This is a genomic window from Labrys sp. HAY1-8F (assembly GCF_056754975.1).
This window is the reverse complement of sequence record NZ_JBPGWZ010000001.1, coordinates 417105-436090: the sequence shown is the minus strand read 5'-3', so window position 1 is coordinate 436090 and position 18986 is coordinate 417105. Positions and strand designations below refer to the sequence as shown.

Sequence of the window (18986 nt, the reverse complement as noted above, 5' to 3'; positions counted from 1 at the left end):
ATGATGAGAAAACTGCTCTGGACGATCGCCGGCGGAATCGTGCTGGGGGCGGCCGTCGCAAGTGCGATCTTGCTGGGCCTGTTCGAAAAAAGCGTGGTCGCCAAGGATATTGAGCAGCCGCTTACGGCCGATGAGATGAAGGCGTTCGCCAAGCGGGGCGCCTATGTCGCCGTTGCGGCCGACTGCTATGCCTGCCATACGGCCAAGGGCGGCGCGCCCTGGGCCGGCGGCCTGCCTTTCCAGACCCCGTTCGGCACGATCTATGCAACCAACATCTCGCCTGACAAGGACAATGGCATCGGCAATTGGACGCGTGCGGAATTCCATCGGGCCGTGCGCGACGGGGTGGGCAAGCAAGGCCACCTTTATCCGGCGATGCCCTATGCGTCCTACCGCAAGATGACAGCCGAGGATGTCGATGCGGTCTATGCCTTTCTGATGACGCGCGAACCGATGAAGGTCGAGAACAAGAAGAACGAGCTGAACTTCCCATTCAACATCCGCCAGACCTTGACGGTCTGGAATCTCGTCAACCTGTCCTCCGATGTCTCGACGGCAGATCCGGCACGTTCTCCCGTCTGGAATCGCGGGCGTTATCTGACCGATGCGCTTGCCCATTGCGGGGAATGCCACACGCCGCGCAATGTGCTGCAGGGCATGAGGCAGGATGCTTATCTCCAGGGTTCGGTCATCGAGGGCGCGCACGCGCCAGACATCACCAGGAATGGCCTCGAGCGCATGGGCTTTACCTCGCCAGTGCTCGCTACTTTCATGAAATCGGGCCTCTCGGCACAGGGCGCGATGACCGGCCAGATGTTCGAGGTCGTACATTTCTCCACGCAATATATGACGCCTGACGACCTCAACGCCTTGTCGGCCTATCTTTTCGATCTCGACGACGCCTCGAAAGGACAGACGCCGACACCATCGCCCGCGATCTCGGTGGCGCCCGAGGTCACGGCTTCGGCCAAGCCGACCTATCTCGCGCTCTGCTCGGGCTGCCATGGCGCCGAGGGCCAGGGCATCCCGCATGTCGTGGTGCCACTCGCCACCAATGCGACCCTGCGATTGACCAGCGCGCGCAATCTCGTGCGTGCTGTGGTCGACGGCATTCCGGCGCAGCGCTTTCCCGGGCTGGAGCGCATGCAGCCGATGCCGGGCTTCGGCCATCAGCTCGACGATCGCAGCCTGGCTGATCTGGTGAACTGGATGCGCCAGACCTGGGGCAATCAGGAGTCCAAGCTGACAGCGGAAGACGTCAAAAAGCTGCGCGAGAACCATTGAAGCGTTTCTGGCGCAGACGAACGCTCAGCGGGCAAGATCGAAATTACCGTATGGCTTGCCTTGACCATACAGATCGGCGGAATTGTCTGAAACTGTTCCTGTCCCCCTCGAATTCGCAGCTGTATGTGGTTGTCCTCAAGCCGTATGGACGCTTTGGTCGGAGATTGCGGAACGGCACCCCATCACGTCAGGAGAGGTCAAGGCATGAACACGTCGCCATCTCCGCCTGGCGTGGGGCCAGGTGACGGCTCGACCGTGCAGATCGGTGCCCTGGTTCCGCTAAGCCGGCCCGGCTGGGTCGAGGCAGGCCGGCATTTGCTTGCCGGACTCGAATTGGCCGTTGGCGAGGTCAATGCTGCCGGCGGGATCGCCGGAAGGCCGCTCGAACTGCTGGTCCGAGATACAGCGGCTGACCCGCAACGAAGCGTGGCGGCGGTCGATGAATTGGACCGCTTGGGTGTGGCTGCCCTGGTGGGGGAGTATCACAGCGTGGCCGCTCGCGCCGCAGCGGGCAGGGCCGATGCCCTCGGCCTGCCGTTTCTATGCTCGTCTGCGGTTCTTGACGCACTCACCGAACAGCCGACACACGGGGTCGCGCGCCTCGCCCCGGCACAGTCCCACGGCTGGCAGGTCTATGCAGACTTTCTCCTCGGCGCAGGCCACAGTCGGATCGCCGTAGCAGCCCAGCCAAGTGTCTATTGGGCCTCCGGAGCCCGCATTCTGCGGGACTATCTGTCTCCACGCGGCGTCACCGTCATCGAACTCGACATGCACTCGCTTATCCCCGCTGCGGTATGCGACAAACTCGCCGACATGCGCACGACAGCCCTGCTTTTGCTGGTCGGGTATCCGGAGCCGGCCGTGTCGATCGTCAAGGCCGTTCGCCGCGATCAACGTCTCGCCACGATGATGATCGGTGCTCCGGCCGGGCAACCGGAGTTCGCCGAATGGGCGAGGTTGCTGGGTGACGAGGGCACCGCCATCCCGTTCTTGCGCTATCTGCCCGAGCGCCTCGGCCCGCTCGGCACCCGCATCGAGACGGCCCTGCGCGAACGGCTGGCCGAAGCTCCCTCTTTCGTCGCCTTCGAGGGCTACGACACGATCGCCGTTCTCGCCGCGGCGTCGCGTGCTCACGGCGTGAACCGGGCGCGGATTGCCGGATCCTGGCCGAGCGTAGCCGTTGAAGGCACCCGCGGGCGGATCCAATTCTCCCGCGCGCCGGGCATCGGCGTTTGGCAATGGACTTGGCCGCCAGTCCACGTGGTTGACCGAGATCCGGCGGCGCCAGATCGTTTTCGGATCCTTTACACCCCGTAGGAAGGCGCTGCGATCCGACTGCTGCTTTGATGACGCGTCTCGCGACAAACGATGAAGCGGTCGAGGCCAAGCTGTTTTGTGTCCCCTGCCTATTGGGGCGTTCCCCCCGAGAGTTTTACCGCCATCCCCCTTTCTCGTATCGAGGGCGTGCTCGTATCGAGGGCGTGCGGCCCGGCCGCTTGCCCTTGGCTCGAACGGCGACAATGTCGTTCTCTATGCCCTCCGAGATCCATCACCCCGCCTGCTGCTGCTGATCTCCCGATCGACGGAAGCTCGTCGCCAATTAAGCAATATTGATGCCTGGTACCTCCAAGCCCCTTCGCTTCGATCAGCACCGAGTCCACGCCAATGTCGTGATCTGGACCGGGATTCGTCACTGGCCGATTCTGTTCGCCAACACGATCAAGAGCCGTCGGGCGTGAAAGGGCGGTTCGGCAGGAGACTTTCCCCGAGAAGCGCGCGCGAGAATTCGTCGATGAGCGCCAATTCCCGATGATGGCGAAAACCGTCGCTGTCAGCCACCGCCAGGCAAACCTCAATCACCCTCTTCCTCGTAGCCAGTGCGGCCGCTTGAAGCTCGTGTAAACTCGTTCTTGCGGCATCGGCCGACGGCCGCATGCGCCGAATCCATTGGCGAGCCCGCTCGATCTCGTCCGGATTCAAGTCGATGCCCTGGGCGGCACAGCAAGCTGTGACATGGTCGAGCATGATCATCACTTCCTCGCCCGACATTTGCAGGTCGGCCCTCGCCACCGAGACGGCGAGCACGAGGCCGTTCTCCCGCGCGACCCTGCGGATCACGGCCCAGCGTTCCCCTCCCCGTTCATCGCCAGAGGCGGCTGGCGGCGGCTGCTGCAAAGACAGTCCGAGCACCTCCCGATAGAACGCATCCAGGGGTTCCTGGAGCACGCCATCCGCGTCGGCGATCGACACGATCCTGTCGAGGCGGAAAGAGCGCAGATCATCTCGATCATGGCTGTAGCCGAGAAGCCGGGGAATGCCGTCCCGCCCCGGCTTGACCGACCAGAGCGTAACAGGCCGAAACTGCCGGCGACCGGCGGCATCCTGATATTCGATGACCAGGAGAAGGCCACCGACACCGGATCCCCCCGAGGACCGGTCAGCCCTTTCGGATGAAGGCGCGTTCGGCCGAGGCGGTTGCGTTCTGCGGGGCATCGATGACCTCTCGACCCGCATTGGCAGGCGATACACGATCAAACTGGCGGCCAATCCTGGATCGGAAAGGCCGGCAACGACAAGCATGACCGAGGATCATCGGAACGATTACCGCCGGTCGATGGTTGATGATGAGATGCGCACGCGTCAACCGGACGTGGCAGTAAAGGGAACAGGGATGGTTTTTCCGGTTTCCCGCCCTGACCAACGCAATGGTAGCCGAGCCCTTGTCCTGCCCGTGCGTGTCACCTGTCGCCGGAGAGAGACAGAGGTGGGACGTTGTCTCCAATGGACAGGCGCATTGTCTCGCGGGCGGCAGCGAGATGGGCGCGGCAAGTGCGCTCGATGGCATCGACATCCCGGCTGAGCAGAGCATCGATATAGTCGAGATGCTGATGGATCGCTGCAATGTTGCGGGCCTTCTCGTCCACCTTGTTCCACTGATAATGGTAGTGGAAGATGATCGAGATGATCTGGTAGAACTCGACCACGAAGCGGTTCTCGGAAGCATCGTAGATCAGGCGATGCAGCGTCTCGTCTAGGGCCGAGAAGTCGTGGAACCGGGTCTCCGCCACGGCCAACAGGGCCACATGATCCTCTCGGATTGCCCTGAGTTCGGCCCAGATCGGCGCCTCGGGGGGAGCGTCGCGACCTTGCGGGCCGAGCGCAGCTCGAACAACTCGCGGATTTCCGAAAGTTCGGCGGCAAAGTCGGTGGTGATACCGCGAAAGATCCAGGTGCTGTTGGGCCGCTGCGCGAGCAGGCCGTAATGGCGCATCTGTTGAAGATATTGGCGGATCACCGTCGTCGAGACGCCAAACTCGCGCGAGAGCTGGGCAACGTTGATCGGATTGCCCGGACGGATGTCGGCGCGCAGGATCCATTCCATGAAGGCGCGCTCGACCTGGGCGGAACGCTACTCGGTTTCTTCTTCCGGGAAGTAGTCGACCGGTCGCGGGCGGCGCAAAACCTCGCGCTCCCCCAGGATCCTGGCATGCTGCAGGTCCCGCAGTACGGCTCGCAGCGTCGTGCGGCTGATCTGCAAATCCTGGGCGAGCCGTGCCCCGGGGCCGTCCAGGCACCTGATCGCAGGATCCGACAAGCGCTGGAGCAGGTGATTATAGGCTTTCTTGTAGACGCTCTTCGACCGCAATACATGCACCTTGGTTTATTAGACATTTAAAACCAATTGACGCCAACCTACTGCGCGACCATCGTCGCGGTCAAGGGCATCATACCCCTTCAAGAATGATGGGATCACGGCACCGCGCCTTTGGGCGCTGCCAGCAGATCCATCCGGGCAGGCAACGTCAGATCAGAGGGCGCCACGCGCGCACTGCATGAGCTATCAGTTCGATTTCACAGCACTGCTGCCCTATTGGCGGGACTTCGCGCAAGGGGTGTGGCTTACGCTCCAGCTTTCCGCCTGGTCGACATTGTTCGGCTTCGTGGGCGGCACGCTCTGCGCCATCGCCCGGGCTGATGGCGCACCCTGGCTGCAGCGTATCGTCGGCGGTTATGTCGAGGCGATCCGCAACACCCCGTTGCTGGTACAGATCTTCCTGATCTATTTCGGGATTGCAGTGCTCGGTATCCACCTTTCCGCCAATCTCGCCGCCGTCATCGCCCTGGTGGTGAACATCACGGCCTACACCTGCGAGATCATGCGCGCCGGCATCGAATCCGTGCACAAGGCACAGATCGAGGCCGCCGATTGCCTGGGCCTCTCCCGTCGCCAGACCTATTGGCACGTCATCCTGCGCCCCGCGGTCGAACGGGTCTATCCGGCTCTGACCAGCCAATATGTGCTGCTGATGCTGGCCTCCTCCATCACATCACAGATCTCGGCCGAAGAGCTGACTGCCGTCACCGGCCGCATCCAGTCCGACACCTTCCGCAGCTTCGAAACCTATATCGTCACCGCCCTGCTCTATTTGCTGCTTTCCTTCGTCGTGCGCGGCGCCTTCTGGGCGTTCGGCATGCTGATCTTCCCGCGCAAGCGCCGATTGGGGACATCGCTGTAACATGCCAAGTTTCGGGCTCTATCATCTCGTCTTCCTGCTGCAGGCCGCTTTTTGGACGCTGGCGCTTTCGGCGCTCGCCTTCGTCGGCGGAGGCATTCTCGGCTTCGCCGTTGCGCTGGCGCGCATTTCCGACAGCCGGATCCTGCGCGCGCTCGCCAGCCTGTATGTGCAGATCGTGCAGGGTACGCCTCTGCTGATCCTTCTCTTCCTGATCTATTTCGGACTGGCGATCTTCGGGCTGGATCAACTGCCGGCCCTCGCCGCCGCGGGTGCCGGCCTGACCATCTATGCCTCCGGCTTTCTGGGCGAGATCTGGCGCGGCTGCATCCAGTCCGTGCCGAAGACGCAGTGGGAGGCGGCCGAGTGTCTCGCACTGACGCGCTGGCAGCGCATGAGCCGGGTGATCCTGCCACAGGCGATGCGCATCGCCACGGCTCCCACCGTCGGCTTCCTGGTCCAGATCGTGAAGAACACCTCGCTCGCCTCGGTCGTCGGCCTGGTCGAGCTCAGCCAGGCGGGCAAGCTGATCAACAATTCGACCTTCCAGCCCTTCGCCGTCTTCATCTGCGTCGCACTGCTTTATTTCGTCATCTGTTACCCGCTCTCGGTCTGGAGCCGAGGGCTGGAGAGGAGGCTCAATGTCGGCCGTCGTTAAGCTCGCCAACGTTCACAAGAGCTTCGGCGCCGTCGAGGTGCTGAAGGGCATTTCCTTCGAGGTCGGCCGTGGCGAAGTCGTCGCCATCATCGGGCAGTCCGGCTCGGGCAAGTCGACGGCGCTGCGCTGCATCGATGCCCTGGAGGTCATTCAATCCGGCACGATCGATGTCTGCGGTCATCAGGTCCACAGCCCGGCGCTCGACAAGCGCGCATTGCGCCGCGACGTCGGCATCGTCTTCCAGAGCTATAATCTGTTCCCCCACCTGACCGCCGAACAGAACATCATGCTCGCACCGGTCTGCGTGAAGTCCCTGTCGAAATCCGCGGCGCGCGAACTGGCACGCGACTGCCTGCGCAAGGTGGGACTGGAGGCCAAGGCCGATCACTATCCCGAGCAGCTCTCGGGCGGCCAGCAACAGCGTGTCGCCATCGCCCGCTCGCTGGCGATGCAGCCCAAGGTGATGCTGTTCGACGAGGTCACCTCGGCCCTCGATCCCCAACTCACCGGCGAAGTCCTGAAGGTGATGGAAGATCTCGCGCGCGGCGGCATGACCATGATCCTCGTCACCCATGAAATGGGCTTTGCCCGCCGCGTGGCAACCAACGTCATCTACATGCATCGAGGCCAGGTCTGGGAGCAGCTGTCCGGCAGCCAACTGGCCAATCCTGTCACGCCGGAGTTGCGCGACTTCATCGCCGGCGAGCTTTGAAAACAAGAATGGCAAGGGAAACGACATGAAACGTAGGCAATTTTTGCTGGCGGGCGCCGCCATGCTGTTTGCACCGGCCGTGGTGCGTGCCGATACGCTCGACACCATCCGCAGTCGCAAGAAGCTGATGATCGCACTCGATCTGGGCTCCCCGCCCTATGGTACGATCGATGCAGCCATGAAGCCGTCGGGTTCCGATGTGGAGACGGCCCAATTGCTGGCCAGCGACATGGGCTTCGACCTCGACATCGTGCAGGTCACCAGCCCCAACCGCATTCCCTTCCTGCTGACAGGCAAGGCCGACATGGTCATCGCCAGCTTCAGTGTCACGGAGGAGCGCAAGAAGGTCATCGATTTCTCCGATCCCTATGGCGTGATCCAGTCGGTGATTGCGGCCAGGAAGGAGATAGCGATCAAGGACGACGCCTCGCTCTCAGGCCTGCGTGTCGGCACCACGCGAGGCAGCTCCAACGACAAGGAACTCACCTCGCGGGGCACCGGCGCCGAGATTGTGCGCTTTGAGGACGATGCCACCCTCGTCACCGCATTGGTATCGGGCCAGATCGACATCATGGCGACTTCGCCGGGCATCATGCAGACCGCCAATACCCGCGCACCCGACGCGCCTTACGAAATCAAATATGTCCTGCGCGTCTTCCCCTATGCCATCGGCCTGCGAAAGAACGACGAGGCGTTGCGCACCGCGGTGAACGAGTGGGTTCATACCAATCTGCGCAACGGCAAGCTCAACGCCATCTACAAGAAATATATCGGTGCCGATCTGCCGGCAGAAATGCTCAACTGACATGAAAGCGCTGATGATCGAAAGCGAAGGGCGTACGCGTTTCCATGACGTGGCTGCCCCGGTGGAAGGCGATGGCGAGGTGCGCATTGCCGTGCGCCATGTCGGCCTGTGCGGCAGCGACCTCAACACCTATCGCGGGCTCAATCCGCTGGTGCAGCTACCCCGGATACCCGGCCATGAAATCGGCGGCGAAATCATCGCAACGGGCGCAGGCGTGCCACCGGACTTCGCGGCCGGCAAGCGCGTTATCGTCATGCCCTACACCCATTGCGGCTACTGTGCCTCCTGCCGTAAAGGCCGCACCAATGCCTGCCGCTACAACCGCACCCTCGGAGTACAGCAGGATGGCGGGCTGGCCGAGGAGATCGTGCTACCCGCCGGCAAGCTGATCATCAACGACACGCTGGCACCGCGGCATCTGGCCCTGGTCGAGCCGCTTTCGGTGGGCTTTCACGCCGTGAGGCGGGGCCGGGTGGCCGCGGGTGAACGCGTCGTCGTGCTCGGCTGCGGCATGATCGGCATGGGCGCCCTGATCGCCGCCGTCGCCCATGGCGCCGAGGTCATCGCGGTCGACATGAGTGCGGAAAAGCTCGCGCTCGCCCGGCGTTTCGGTGCGACCCATGCCATCGATGCCAGCTCGCGGGACGTGGTTGCCGAGGTCTCGGCCCTGACCGGGGATGACGGCGCGGACATCGCCATCGAGGCTGTCGGCCTGCCCGCGACCTTCACCCAATGCATCGCCCTTGCCGGCTATTCGGGGCGCGTCGTCTATGTCGGCTATTCCAAGGCGCCGGTGACCTACGACACTCAGCTCTTCAACCTGAAGGAGCTGGACATCATGGGATCGCGCAACGCGACGATCGAGGACTTCCGCGCCGTGATCGCCTGGCTCGAAGGCATCGGCGATGAAGCCGATGCGCTGATCTCGCGCATCATTCCTTTCGAGGAGGCGGAAGACGCCCTGCCCTTCTGGGACGGCAACCGGGACAGTCTGAAGGTGGTGGTGGCGCGATGAATCTGCAGCAGGCTTTCGGATTGGCGGGCAAGACCGCGCTCATCACCGGCGGTGGCTCGGGCCTCGGCCTCGCCATCGCCCAGGCGATGGGTGCGGCGGGCGCCAAGGTCATCCTGGCAGGCCGGCGCGCTGATGTGCTCTCGGAGGCCGCCGCCACCATTGACGGCGCGGCCTGCGAAGCGGTGGATCTGGCCCAGGTCGACACCCTGGCCGCTTTCGCCACCGGCGTGGAGGCGCGGCATGGGAAAATTGACATATTGGTCAATAATGCGGGCAACACCATCAAGAAGCCCTTCGAGGAGACATCCCTGGCCGAGATCGACCAAGTGCTCGACGTGCATTTGCGCGGTGCGTTGGAGCTCACCCGCACCGTGATCGCCGGCCAGGCCCGGCGCGGCGCCGGCAATGTCATCTTCACCGCTTCCATGACGTCCTTCATCGGCCAGCCCTTCGTGATGGGCTACACCGTGGCCAAGTCTGCCCTGCTTGGCGCCGTGCGCGGGCTCTCGGCGGAATTTGCGGCCCGCGGGGTGCGCGTCAACGGCGTGGCGCCCGGCTGGATCGATACGCCACTCTATCGCAAGGCCACCGACAACGATCCGCAACGCCGGGCCAAGATCCTCGGCCGCATCCAGATGAACCGGGTCGGCACGCCGGAAGAAATCGGCTGGGCCTGCGTTTTCCTGGCCTCGCCCGCCGCCAGCTACGTCACCGGGCAGACGCTCGTGGTGGACGGCGGCGCCCTGGTTGGTTTTTGATAAGGAGAAAGTCTATGCCGATCGCGACCAAGCGCAGCGACGAGGAAACCTTCGCGCTGCTCAAGGAACGGTTGTTCACGGCGGTGGTTGGCGACGTCCTCGACATCATGGGACTGCGCAAGCAGTTCCTGCCGGCGACCATCGGCCCGCTGCAGCAGCCGATGCGCATCGCCGGGCGCGCCATGCCGGTGCTGGAGGCCGACATCTTCGCCGAGGGAACCGAGCTTTCGGCCGGCCCGCTCGCCAGCAAGCCGTTCGGCATCATGCTTGAGGCGCTCGACGATCTGAAGCCGGGCGAGGTCTACGTCGCCTCCGGCTCGTCCCTGCGCTATGCCCTCTGGGGTGGGTTGATGTCGACGCGCGCCACCCATCTCAAGGCCGCGGGCGCGGTGCTGAACGGTTATGTGCGCGATGCGGCCGACATCGAGGCGCTGGGATTTCCCACCTTCTGCCGCGGCGTCTACGCGCAGGATCAGGGTGTACGCGGCAAGGTCATTGATTTTCGCACCACGATCGAGATCGAAGGCATCCGCGTGGCTCCGGGCGATCTCGTCTTCGGCGATCGCGAAGGCGTTCTGATCATTCCGCGCGAAGCGGAGGATGAAGCCATCGCCCGCGCGCTCGAAAAGGCCTCGACGGAGAACCAGGTGGCCGTGGCGATCCGCAATGGCATGAGCGCCTGCGAAGCGATGGCGACCTTTGGCGTGATGTGAGGCCACAACCATGCAGCTGGACCCTCGCCTGCTCCACCTCTCGCCACTCGACAATGTCGTCGTGGCGCGCGAAGGCCTTGAAGCCAAGGCCGTGCTGATACTGGACGGGCAGGCGTTTACGCTGGCCGGGGCGGTGCAGCGCGGCCACAAGATCGCCTGTCGCGTCATCGCGCCAGGCGAGAGGATCATGAAATACGGTGCGCCGATCGGCTCGGCCATCCGGCCCATTGCGCCGGGCGAGCATGTGCATCTCCACAATATAAAGAGCGACTATACGGCGACCCACGTCATCGGCTCGCCAGCGACAGAGGCAGAGTGATGAAAGGCTATCTTCGCAGTGACGGGCGCAAAGGCATCCGCAATGTCGTCGCGGTCGCCTATCTGGTGGAATGCGCTCATCATGTGGCACGGGAAATCGTGCAACGCTTTCCCGACCAGCCCGTTCACCTGATCGGCTTTCCAGGCTGCTTTCCCAACGCCTATGCCCAGCGCATGATGGAGCAGCTTTGCACCCATCCCAATGTCGGCGCCGTGCTGCTGCTGTCGCTGGGCTGCGAGAGCTTCAACAAATATGCGCTTGCCGAGACAATCGCGTCGAGCGGCAGGCCCGTGGAGACGCTGACCATCCAGACCAGCGGCGGCACGCGCAGCACGCTCGAGGCCGGGCGCGCCTGGGTCGCACGGCAGGTCGACATATTGGCAAGCCAACCCACCGTTCCCATGGCTCTCGACGAGTTGGTCATCGGCACGGTTTGCGGCGGCTCGGACGGCACCAGCGGCCTGACCGGCAATCCCGCGGCCGGACGCGCCTTCGATCGGCTGGTCAAGGCCGGTGCCACCTGCATCTTCGAGGAGACGGGCGAACTCATCGGCTGCGAGGAGATCATGGCCGCACGTGCCGTGACGCCGGCCCTCGGCGATGCCTTGCGCGGGGCCGTGGCGAAAGCGGCGCAGTATTACGCCACGCTCGGCTATGGCAGTTTCGCACCGGGCAACGCGGATGGGGGCCTGTCCACCATCGAGGAAAAATCGATGGGGGCCTACGCCAAGTCGGGCTCCTCGCCCATCTCCGGCCTGATCAAGCCGGGCGATGTCCCTCCTCGTGGCGGGCTCTATCTGATGGACGTCGTGCCTGACGGACCGGTGCGGTTCGGCTTTCCCAATATTTCCGACAATGCGGAGATCGTCGAGCTGATCGCCTCGGGGTCTCACCTCGTGCTCTTCATCACAGGACGCGGCTCCGTCTCCGGCTCGGCGCTGTCACCAGTCATCAAGATTTGCGCCAATCCCGATACCTATCGACGCCTCGCCGAAGACATGGATGTCGATGCCGGCCGTATCCTGGAAGGGCGCGCCTCGCTGGACGAGGTCGGCGACGAAATCCTCGCACTGATCCAGGACGTGGCGTCGGGCGCGATGACGAAATCGGAAGCGCTCGGCCATCAGGAATTCATTCTCACCTACAAGGCCTTCGAGCCGATCGGTCCGGCTTGCCTGCCTATCCGATGAAACCTCCGACCGGTCCCGCACGGGCGGACATAGCTTACGAGCATTCCGTACGACAACACCCGACCCAGGAGGTGAGCTTCCAAAGGCAGCAATTCGCCTAATCGTTAGGCATGCATAAAATTTCGCCCCACCACCGATGGGCGCCAGCCCCACCTGCCAGCCCCGAAAACCCGATCGCCACGCCCGGTGCCTTCCGAGAACGGTCTTTCGCCCGATTGGCACGCCGCTTGCAGGAGCCCCACGGGATCCAACAAGAAGCAAGGGGAAGGCGTCATGTCGAAGCTTGGAAGACTTGGTCATAGCCTGTCGGGCGGCATTGCCGCGATGCTGATCATCTGCGGCGCGGCCAGGGCCGAAGAAGGCACCATCAAGATCGGTATCCTGCATTCGTTGTCCGGCACCATGGCGATTTCCGAGACCACGCTCAAGGACGCCATGCTGATGCTGATCGAAGAGCAGAACAAGAAAGGCGGCGTGCTCGGGCACAAATTGGAAGCCGTGGTGGTCGATCCCGCCTCGAACTGGCCGCTTTTCGCCGAGAAGGCCCGGGATCTTCTCGGCAAGGACAAGGTGGCGGCGGTGTTCGGCTGCTGGACCTCGGTCAGCCGCAAATCCGTCCTGCCCGTGTTCAAGGAGCTCGACGGCCTGCTGTTCTACCCGGTGCAATATGAGGGCCAGGAGAGCGAGCGCAACGTCTTCTACACCGGCGCGGCGCCGAACCAGCAGGCTATCCCGGCCGTCGACTATCTGATGCAGCAGGAAGGCGTGAAGCGCTGGGTGCTGGCGGGGACGGATTACGTCTACCCCCAGACCACCAACAAGATCCTGCAGGCCTATCTGCAGTCCAAGGGCGTGGCCAAGGACGACATCATGGTCAACTACACGCCGTTCGGCCAGTCGGACTGGCAGACCATCGTCTCAGACATCAAGAAATTCGGTTCGGCCGGCAAGAAGACCGCCGTCATCTCCACCATCAACGGCGATGCCAACGTGCCCTTCTACAAGGAACTCGCCAATCAGGGCATCAAGGCCGAGGACATTCCGGTCGTGGCCTTTTCGGTGGGCGAGGAGGAACTGGCCGGCCTCGACACCGGGCCGCTGGTCGGGCACCTCACGGCCTGGAACTATTTCCAGTCGGTCGATACCCCGGCCAATGCCCAGTTCATCAAGACCTGGCGCGCCTTCACCAAGAATGACAAGCGCGTCACCAACGATCCGATGGAAGCGCATTATATCGGCTTCAACATGTGGGTGAAGGCGGTGGAGAAAGCCGGCACCACCGATCCCGACGCGGTGATCGACGCCATCGTCGGCGTATCGGTGCCCAACCTTTCGGGCAGCTATTCGACCATGATGCCCAATCATCACATCACCAAGCCGGTGCTGATCGGCGAGATCCAGGCCGACGGCCAGATGCAGACCGTCTGGCAGAGTTCGGGGCTGCTGGTGGGCGATGAATGGTCCGATTACCTGCCTGATTCCAAGGACCTGATCGCCGATTGGCGCAAGCCGCTTTCCTGCGGCAATTTCAACGTCGCCACCGGCAAGTGCGGCGGCCAGGGCACGAACTAGGCGCTGGCATGCTGTCCCGCAAACCCTCCCGTCTCCGGTTGCGCTCCGCCATGCGTGGGTGTCGTTTCCTCATCCTGGCCCTGTGGGCCTGCCTCCTCATGCCCGGCCTCGTCCATGCCGATGAAGCCGGCATACGGGCCAGCCTTGCCAAGCTGGCCGGCGCAGGAAATTTCCAGCAGGTCGAGGCGGTGGTGCGTGACCTGGCCGGGAGCGGCGATGCGCTGGCGGCCCGCCCGCTTGCGGCGCTGGCGGACGGCAATCTCTACTGGCGTCAATCCGACAAGGCGATCCTGATCGCCTCGGGTACCGGCGATCCGCTTGCGGTCGCCGATCCGGTCACCGGTACGGGACAGGGGACCGCAGGCAAGGGCGAACTCGTCAGGATCAAGGTCAACAACGCCATCAGGCGGGCGATAAGGGAGGCGAGCGGCTCGCTTACGCTCGCTTCCAGCGACAAGGCGGCGCGTCTCACGGCCGCCGCTACCCTGATCCAGACCCCTGATCCCAGCGCGCTCACGGCCCTCGACAACGCCATCGGCAAGGAGACCGATGCCACCGTCAAGACCCGGTTGGAGACCGCGCGCGCTGCCGCGACCTTGTTCTCCGACAGGCCCCAGGCCGACAAGAGCGCGGCCATCGGGCTCGTCGCCTCTCTCGGCACACGTGAAGCCGCCACGCTGCTCGGCCGCTTCGAGGCCGGTGCCGACGGAACCTTGAAGGACGAGGCCACCGCCGGTATCCGCGCCATCGATGCGCGCTTGAAAATGTGGGATCTGGCGGAGAACGTCTGGTACGGCGTCTCGCTGGCTTCGGTGCTCCTGCTGGCCGCCATCGGCCTTGCCATCACCTTCGGCGTGCTCGGCGTCATCAACATGGCGCATGGCGAGATGGTGATGATCGGCGCCTACACCACCTTCGTCGTGCAGGAGGCGGTGCGCGCCTATGCGCCCGGTCTCATCGACATATCCCTGCTGATCGCCCTGCCCCTGGCTTTTCTGGTCGCCGGCGCCGTCGGCGTTGTCATCGAGCGCGGCATCATCCGCTTTCTCTACGACCGACCGCTCGAAACCCTGCTGGCGACCTGGGGCGTTTCGCTGATCCTGCAGCAGGGCGTGCGCGTGATCTTCGGGCCGACAAATCGCGAGGTCTCCAATCCCGGCTGGATGTCCGGCAGCTTCAGCGTGGGCGAACTGAACATCACCGCCAACCGGCTGTGGATCTTCGCCTTCTCGATCGCCGTGTTCATCGCCCTGCGCCTCATCCTCAATCGCACCCGCTGGGGTTTGCAGATGCGCGCCGTCACCCAGAACCGGCGCATGGCCTCCTCGATGGGCATCCGCACGCCGAAAATCGATGCTCTGACCTTCGGCCTCGGCTCCGGTATCGCCGGCATCGCCGGCGTCGCCCTCAGCCAGATCGGCAATGTCTCTCCCAATCTGGGGCAAGGCTACATCATCGATTCCTTCATGGTCGTGGTGTTCGGCGGCGTCGGCAATCTGTGGGGCACGCTCCTGGGCGCGCTGACGCTCGGCATCGCCAACAAATTCCTCGAACCCTATGCCGGCGCGGTGCTCGGCAAGATCATCGTGCTCGTCTTCATCATCCTCTTCATCCAGAAGCGCCCGCGTGGCCTGTTCGCGCAGAGAGGACGGGCGGTGGAAGCATGATCCTCGCAACCCTGCTCAAGAACGGGCTCGACCGTCGCCTCTCCATCCTCGTCGCCCTTCTCGTGGCGGCGGCCGTGCTGGTGCCGGTCCTTCACCTGGTGGTACCGGCAGACAGCGCCTTCCACGTTCCCGCCTATCTCGTGGCGTTGCTCGGCAAATATCTCAACTACGCCCTGCTCGCCCTCTCCCTCGACCTCGTCTGGGGCTATTGCGGCCTTCTATCGCTCGGCCATGGCGCCTTCTTCGCGCTGGGCGGCTATGCCATGGGCATGTATCTGATGCGCGGGATCGGCGATCGCGGCGTCTATGGCAATCCCGTCCTGCCCGACTTCATGGTGTTCCTGAACTGGCAGGAACTGCCCTGGTTCTGGTACGGCTTCGACCGGTTCTGGTTCGCCGCACTGATGGCGATGGCCGTACCCGGCCTGCTCGCCTTCGCCTTCGGCTGGTTCGCCTTCCGCAGCCGCGTCAACGGCGTCTATCTGTCGATCATCACCCAGGCGATGACCTATGCCCTCATGCTTGCCTTCTTCCGCAACGACATGGGCTTCGGCGGCAATAACGGGCTGACGGATTTCAAGGATCTGCTCGGCTTTTCCCTGCAGGCGCCGGGCATGCGCGCGGCCCTGTTCGCCGCCAGCGCCCTGATGCTGGCCTTGTTCGTCGCGCTCACCGCCATGATCACCGCCTCCAAGCTCGGCAAGCTCATGGTCGCCGTGCGCGATGCCGAATATCGCTCCCGCTTTCTCGGCTGGCGGCCAGAGAACATCAAGCTGTTCGCCTTCACCTTCTCGGCGGTGATGGCCGGCATCGCCGGCGCGCTCTATGTCCCGCAGGTTGGCATCATCAACCCCGGCGAGTTCTCGCCGGCCAATTCGATCGAAGTGGTGATCTGGACCGCCATCGGCGGCCGCGGCACCCTGATCGGGCCGGTAATCGGCGCAGTGAGCGTTAACTGGGCCAAGAGCTGGTTCACCGCCGCCCTGCCCGATTTGTGGCTGTTCGCCCTCGGCGCCCTGTTCGTCGCCATGCCTCTCCTGCTGCCGAAGGGCCTGGTCGGCGCCTTCGCGCATTGGCGTCGATCCTGGTCCGCTCGCAAGGCCCCCGCGAGCAAGGCGCTTGCGCCCGCCCAAAGCGAAGCCGCGGAGGAAGCGGCCTCATGAGCCAGCAACCGCAGAGCATTCTCTATCTCGACGGCGTCAGCGTCAGCTTTGACGGCTTCAAGGCCATCAACAATCTCTCGCTCATCCTGGAACCTGGCGAGATGCGCGCCATCATTGGTCCGAACGGGGCCGGCAAGACCACGATGATGGACATCATCACCGGCAAGACCCGTCCCGATACCGGCGAGGTCTTCTTCGACGGCGAACATGATTTGACCAAGCTCGATGAAACGGACATCGCCAATCTCGGCATCGGCCGCAAGTTCCAGAAGCCGACCGTGTTCGAGACCCATACGGTCGAGGACAATATCGCCCTCTCGCTCAAGGGCAGGCGCGGCATCTTCGCTGCCCTGTTCGACCAGCGCTCGCGATCCGAGGCGGAGCGCATCGACGAGATCCTCGCCACCGTCCGTCTCGAACAGCGGCGGGGCGACAAGGCGGCCGGGCTGTCGCACGGCCAGAAGCAATGGCTGGAGATCGGCATGCTGCTGGCCCAGAACCCCAAGCTCCTGCTCATCGACGAGCCCGTAGCCGGCATGACCGACGCCGAAACGGCGCAGACCGGTGACCTCCTCAGGCAGATCGCCCGCTCGCATTCGGTGGTCGTTGTCGAGCACGACATGCATTTCATACGCGAACTCGGGGTGAAGGTGACCTGCCTGCACGAGGGCAGCGTGTTGTCGGAGGGGCGGTTCGACCATGTCTCGGCGGATCCGCGGGTCGTCGAAGTCTATCTGGGGAGATAGAGGGTCATGATGCTGTCCGTCAGGGATCTGACCCTGCATTACGGCGCGGCCCAGGCGCTGCGCGGCGTCTCGCTGCAGGCCGAGGCCGGCAAGGTCACCTGTATTCTCGGCCGCAATGGGGTCGGCAAGACCAGCCTGATGCGCACCATCGCCGGGCAGCATCGGTCGAGCGCCGGTTCCATCAGCTTCGAGGGCAAAGTACTCGGCCGCAGCCCCGCCCATGACAGGGCCAGGCTCGGCATCGCCCTCGTGCCCCAGGGCCGCGAGATCTTTCCCCTGCTGACGGTGAAGGAGAATCTGCAGACCGGCTTTGCTCCGCTTAAACGAGCCGATCGCAGCATTCCAGCCCATATATTCGACCTGTTCCCGGTGCTCGCACAGATGCTGCAGCGCCGGGGCGGCGACCTTTCAGGTGGCCAGCAGCAGCAGCTTGCCATCGGCAGGGCGCTGGTGACCCGGCCCAAGCTTTTGCTGCTCGACGAGCCGACGGAAGGGATCCAACCCTCCGTGATCAAGGATATCGGCCGGGCCATCGCATTCCTGCGCGATAAGATGGGCATGACCATCCTTCTGGTCGAGCAATATCTCGATTTCGCCCGCGAACTCGCCGATCGTGTCATCATCATGGATCGCGGCGAGATCGTCTTTTCCGGCGACGCCGGCGACCTGGACAAGCCCGATGTACGCCGACATCTTCTGCTCTGACCTCAGGAAGGCTCCGCTCCGTCTCGAACGGGCCGAGGGAGTCGCGCGCCTGGCCTTTCGCCGACGCGCCGGGGCCACCAGGCTCGAGACCCTCTATCAGGAAGGATGCGCCAAGGCGCGGTTGCCGCGACCGCTGCCCGGCGCGGAGCCAGAGGCGATCCTCATCAACACGGCTGGCGGCCTGACCGGCGGCGACAATCTCTCCTTCGAAATCGTGGCACGGCAGGCATGCTCGGCCACCATCACCACCCAGGCCTGTGAACGCATCTACCGCTCGACGGGCGAGGATGCGGTGGTGGTCAACCGGCTGGTCGTCGAGGCCGGCGCTCGCCTCGCCTGGCTGCCGCAGGAAACCATTCTGTTCGATGGCGGCCGTCTTGTCCGCTGCCTCGAGGCCGATCTGGCCGATGGCGCCGAACTTCTCGCCGTCGAGGCGGTGCTGTTCGGGCGCGCCGCCATGGGCGAAGTCGTCCGCAGCGGTGTTCTGCGCGATCGCTGGCGCATCCGCCGCAACAGCAGGCTGATCTTCGCGGAGGATTTCCGCATCGAGGGCGATATCGCCGGGCGCCTTGCCACTGCCGCGGCGTTGGGCGGGCAGCAGGCCATGGCCACGGTTCTCGCGGTTTGCCCGGACCCGGAGGAACGGATCGAACGGGTGCGCGAGATCATCGGCGGCCATGGCGGTGCCAGCGCCTGGGGCGGCAAGCTCGTGGTGCGCCTCCTGGCCCAGGACAGCCTGGCGCTCCGACATCGCCTCGAGCCCGTCCTTTCTTATCTGCTCGCCGACCGCCCGCTGCCGAAAGTGTGGCACCTCTAACCTTCGGAACTCGCATGAACCTCACGCCCCGCGAAAAAGACAAGCTCCTCATTGCCATGGCGGCGATAGTTGCCCGCCGGCGCCTCGAACGCGGCGTCAAGCTCAATCACCCCGAGGCGATAGCCCTCATCACCGACTTCGTGGTCGAGGGCGCGCGGGATGGCCGCTCGGTCGCCGAACTCATGGAAGCGGGCGCACATGTGCTGACGCGCGAGCAGGTCATGCCGGGTATCGCCGAGATGATCCACGACGTGCAGGTGGAAGCGACCTTTCCGGACGGAACCAAGCTGGTCACCGTGCACGAACCCATCCGATAAGCGCTTTGCTCTAGAGGCTGCCAAGGAACGA

At 63.9% G+C, this 18986-nt stretch carries 22 protein-coding genes; 19 read left to right on the top strand and 3 right to left on the bottom strand.

Going from position 1 to position 18986, the window contains the following annotated elements; all coding sequences use genetic code 11:
- Together ACR9ZN_RS02030 and ACR9ZN_RS02025 are read left to right on the top strand one after the other, a co-directional pair.
- Nucleotides 1–1284 carry a c-type cytochrome gene (locus ACR9ZN_RS02030; protein WP_481271215.1) on the top strand — a complete coding sequence of 428 codons (1284 nt, stop codon included), beginning with the start codon at nucleotides 1–3 and terminating at the stop codon, nucleotides 1282–1284.
- 204 nt (nucleotides 1285–1488) lie between these two features.
- On the top strand, nucleotides 1489–2601 hold the full coding sequence (locus tag ACR9ZN_RS02025) for an ABC transporter substrate-binding protein (RefSeq protein ID WP_481271213.1): 1113 nt from the start codon (nucleotides 1489–1491) through the stop codon (nucleotides 2599–2601).
- A 402-nt stretch (nucleotides 2602–3003) separates the two neighbouring features.
- Here ACR9ZN_RS02025 and ACR9ZN_RS02020 read toward each other — a convergent pair whose 3' ends face one another.
- The 3 genes from ACR9ZN_RS02020 to ACR9ZN_RS02010 all read right to left on the bottom strand — a co-directional run bounded on the left by ACR9ZN_RS02020 (nucleotide 3004) and on the right by ACR9ZN_RS02010 (nucleotide 4666).
- Entirely contained in the window at nucleotides 3004–3777 is a 774-nt protein-coding gene (locus ACR9ZN_RS02020; protein WP_481271212.1) for a tellurite resistance TerB family protein, read from the bottom strand.
- A 245-nt stretch (nucleotides 3778–4022) separates the two neighbouring features.
- The gene (locus tag ACR9ZN_RS02015) at nucleotides 4023–4367 is read right to left on the bottom strand and encodes an FCD domain-containing protein (protein ID WP_481271210.1); all 345 of its coding nucleotides are present in this window, start codon (nucleotides 4365–4367) and stop codon (nucleotides 4023–4025) included.
- Complete coding sequence (locus tag ACR9ZN_RS02010; protein WP_481271209.1) at nucleotides 4316–4666, bottom strand: GntR family transcriptional regulator; 351 nt, start codon at nucleotides 4664–4666, stop codon at nucleotides 4316–4318. Before ACR9ZN_RS02010 ends, ACR9ZN_RS02015 begins: the two co-directional genes overlap by 52 nt.
- Here ACR9ZN_RS02010 and ACR9ZN_RS02005 point away from each other — a divergent pair.
- The 17 genes from ACR9ZN_RS02005 to ACR9ZN_RS01925 all read left to right on the top strand — a co-directional run bounded on the left by ACR9ZN_RS02005 (nucleotide 4547) and on the right by ACR9ZN_RS01925 (nucleotide 18955).
- Entirely contained in the window at nucleotides 4547–4960 is a 414-nt protein-coding gene (locus tag ACR9ZN_RS02005) for a hypothetical protein (RefSeq protein ID WP_481271984.1), read from the top strand. The genes ACR9ZN_RS02010 and ACR9ZN_RS02005 overlap by 120 nt on opposite strands.
- Nucleotides 4961–5117: 157 nt before the next feature.
- The gene (locus tag ACR9ZN_RS02000; protein ID WP_434961014.1) at nucleotides 5118–5801 is read left to right on the top strand and encodes an amino acid ABC transporter permease; all 684 of its coding nucleotides are present in this window, start codon (nucleotides 5118–5120) and stop codon (nucleotides 5799–5801) included.
- A gap of 1 nt (nucleotide 5802) precedes the next feature.
- Nucleotides 5803–6456, top strand: a complete 654-nt coding sequence (locus ACR9ZN_RS01995; RefSeq protein ID WP_481271207.1) for an amino acid ABC transporter permease — start codon at nucleotides 5803–5805, stop codon at nucleotides 6454–6456.
- Nucleotides 6440–7168 (top strand): amino acid ABC transporter ATP-binding protein, encoded by a 729-nt coding sequence (locus tag ACR9ZN_RS01990; protein WP_434961016.1) that lies wholly within the window; start codon nucleotides 6440–6442, stop codon nucleotides 7166–7168. Before ACR9ZN_RS01995 ends, ACR9ZN_RS01990 begins: the two co-directional genes overlap by 17 nt.
- A gap of 25 nt (nucleotides 7169–7193) precedes the next feature.
- Nucleotides 7194–7973: a transporter substrate-binding domain-containing protein gene (locus ACR9ZN_RS01985; protein WP_481271205.1), complete on the top strand. Its 780-nt coding sequence runs from the start codon at nucleotides 7194–7196 to the stop codon at nucleotides 7971–7973.
- Between the two features lie 13 nt (nucleotides 7974–7986).
- Nucleotides 7987–8988, top strand: coding sequence for a zinc-binding alcohol dehydrogenase family protein (locus ACR9ZN_RS01980; protein WP_481271203.1), 1002 nt, complete (start codon nucleotides 7987–7989; stop codon nucleotides 8986–8988).
- Nucleotides 8985–9746, top strand: a complete 762-nt coding sequence (locus ACR9ZN_RS01975; RefSeq protein ID WP_454818276.1) for an SDR family NAD(P)-dependent oxidoreductase — start codon at nucleotides 8985–8987, stop codon at nucleotides 9744–9746. Before ACR9ZN_RS01980 ends, ACR9ZN_RS01975 begins: the two co-directional genes overlap by 4 nt.
- Nucleotides 9747–9760: 14 nt before the next feature.
- Entirely contained in the window at nucleotides 9761–10459 is a 699-nt protein-coding gene (locus tag ACR9ZN_RS01970) for an RraA family protein (RefSeq protein WP_481271201.1), read from the top strand.
- Between the two features lie 10 nt (nucleotides 10460–10469).
- Nucleotides 10470–10778 (top strand): UxaA family hydrolase, encoded by a 309-nt coding sequence (locus ACR9ZN_RS01965; RefSeq protein WP_481271199.1) that lies wholly within the window; start codon nucleotides 10470–10472, stop codon nucleotides 10776–10778.
- Nucleotides 10778–11968 carry a UxaA family hydrolase gene (locus tag ACR9ZN_RS01960; protein ID WP_454818280.1) on the top strand — a complete coding sequence of 397 codons (1191 nt, stop codon included), beginning with the start codon at nucleotides 10778–10780 and terminating at the stop codon, nucleotides 11966–11968. Before ACR9ZN_RS01965 ends, ACR9ZN_RS01960 begins: the two co-directional genes overlap by 1 nt.
- 324 nt (nucleotides 11969–12292) lie before the next feature.
- On the top strand, nucleotides 12293–13540 hold the full coding sequence (gene urtA, locus ACR9ZN_RS01955) for an urea ABC transporter substrate-binding protein (RefSeq protein WP_434961366.1): 1248 nt from the start codon (nucleotides 12293–12295) through the stop codon (nucleotides 13538–13540).
- 8 nt (nucleotides 13541–13548) lie between these two features.
- Nucleotides 13549–15207, top strand: a complete 1659-nt coding sequence (gene urtB, locus ACR9ZN_RS01950; protein ID WP_481271197.1) for an urea ABC transporter permease subunit UrtB — start codon at nucleotides 13549–13551, stop codon at nucleotides 15205–15207.
- Nucleotides 15207–16370 carry an urea ABC transporter permease subunit UrtC gene (urtC, locus tag ACR9ZN_RS01945; RefSeq protein ID WP_454819335.1) on the top strand — a complete coding sequence of 388 codons (1164 nt, stop codon included), beginning with the start codon at nucleotides 15207–15209 and terminating at the stop codon, nucleotides 16368–16370. The genes urtB and urtC overlap by 1 nt, the downstream gene beginning before the upstream one ends.
- Nucleotides 16367–17116, top strand: a complete 750-nt coding sequence (gene urtD / locus ACR9ZN_RS01940; RefSeq protein WP_434961024.1) for an urea ABC transporter ATP-binding protein UrtD — start codon at nucleotides 16367–16369, stop codon at nucleotides 17114–17116. The genes urtC and urtD overlap by 4 nt, the downstream gene beginning before the upstream one ends.
- Nucleotides 17117–17125: 9 nt before the next feature.
- Complete coding sequence (gene urtE / locus ACR9ZN_RS01935; protein WP_481271934.1) at nucleotides 17126–17821, top strand: urea ABC transporter ATP-binding subunit UrtE; 696 nt, start codon at nucleotides 17126–17128, stop codon at nucleotides 17819–17821.
- Nucleotides 17796–18638, top strand: a complete 843-nt coding sequence (locus ACR9ZN_RS01930) for an urease accessory protein UreD (RefSeq protein ID WP_481271195.1) — start codon at nucleotides 17796–17798, stop codon at nucleotides 18636–18638. The genes urtE and ACR9ZN_RS01930 overlap by 26 nt, the downstream gene beginning before the upstream one ends.
- A gap of 14 nt (nucleotides 18639–18652) precedes the next feature.
- Nucleotides 18653–18955, top strand: coding sequence for an urease subunit gamma (locus ACR9ZN_RS01925; RefSeq protein WP_434961026.1), 303 nt, complete (start codon nucleotides 18653–18655; stop codon nucleotides 18953–18955).
- The last annotated feature ends 31 nt before the right edge of the window (nucleotides 18956–18986 follow it).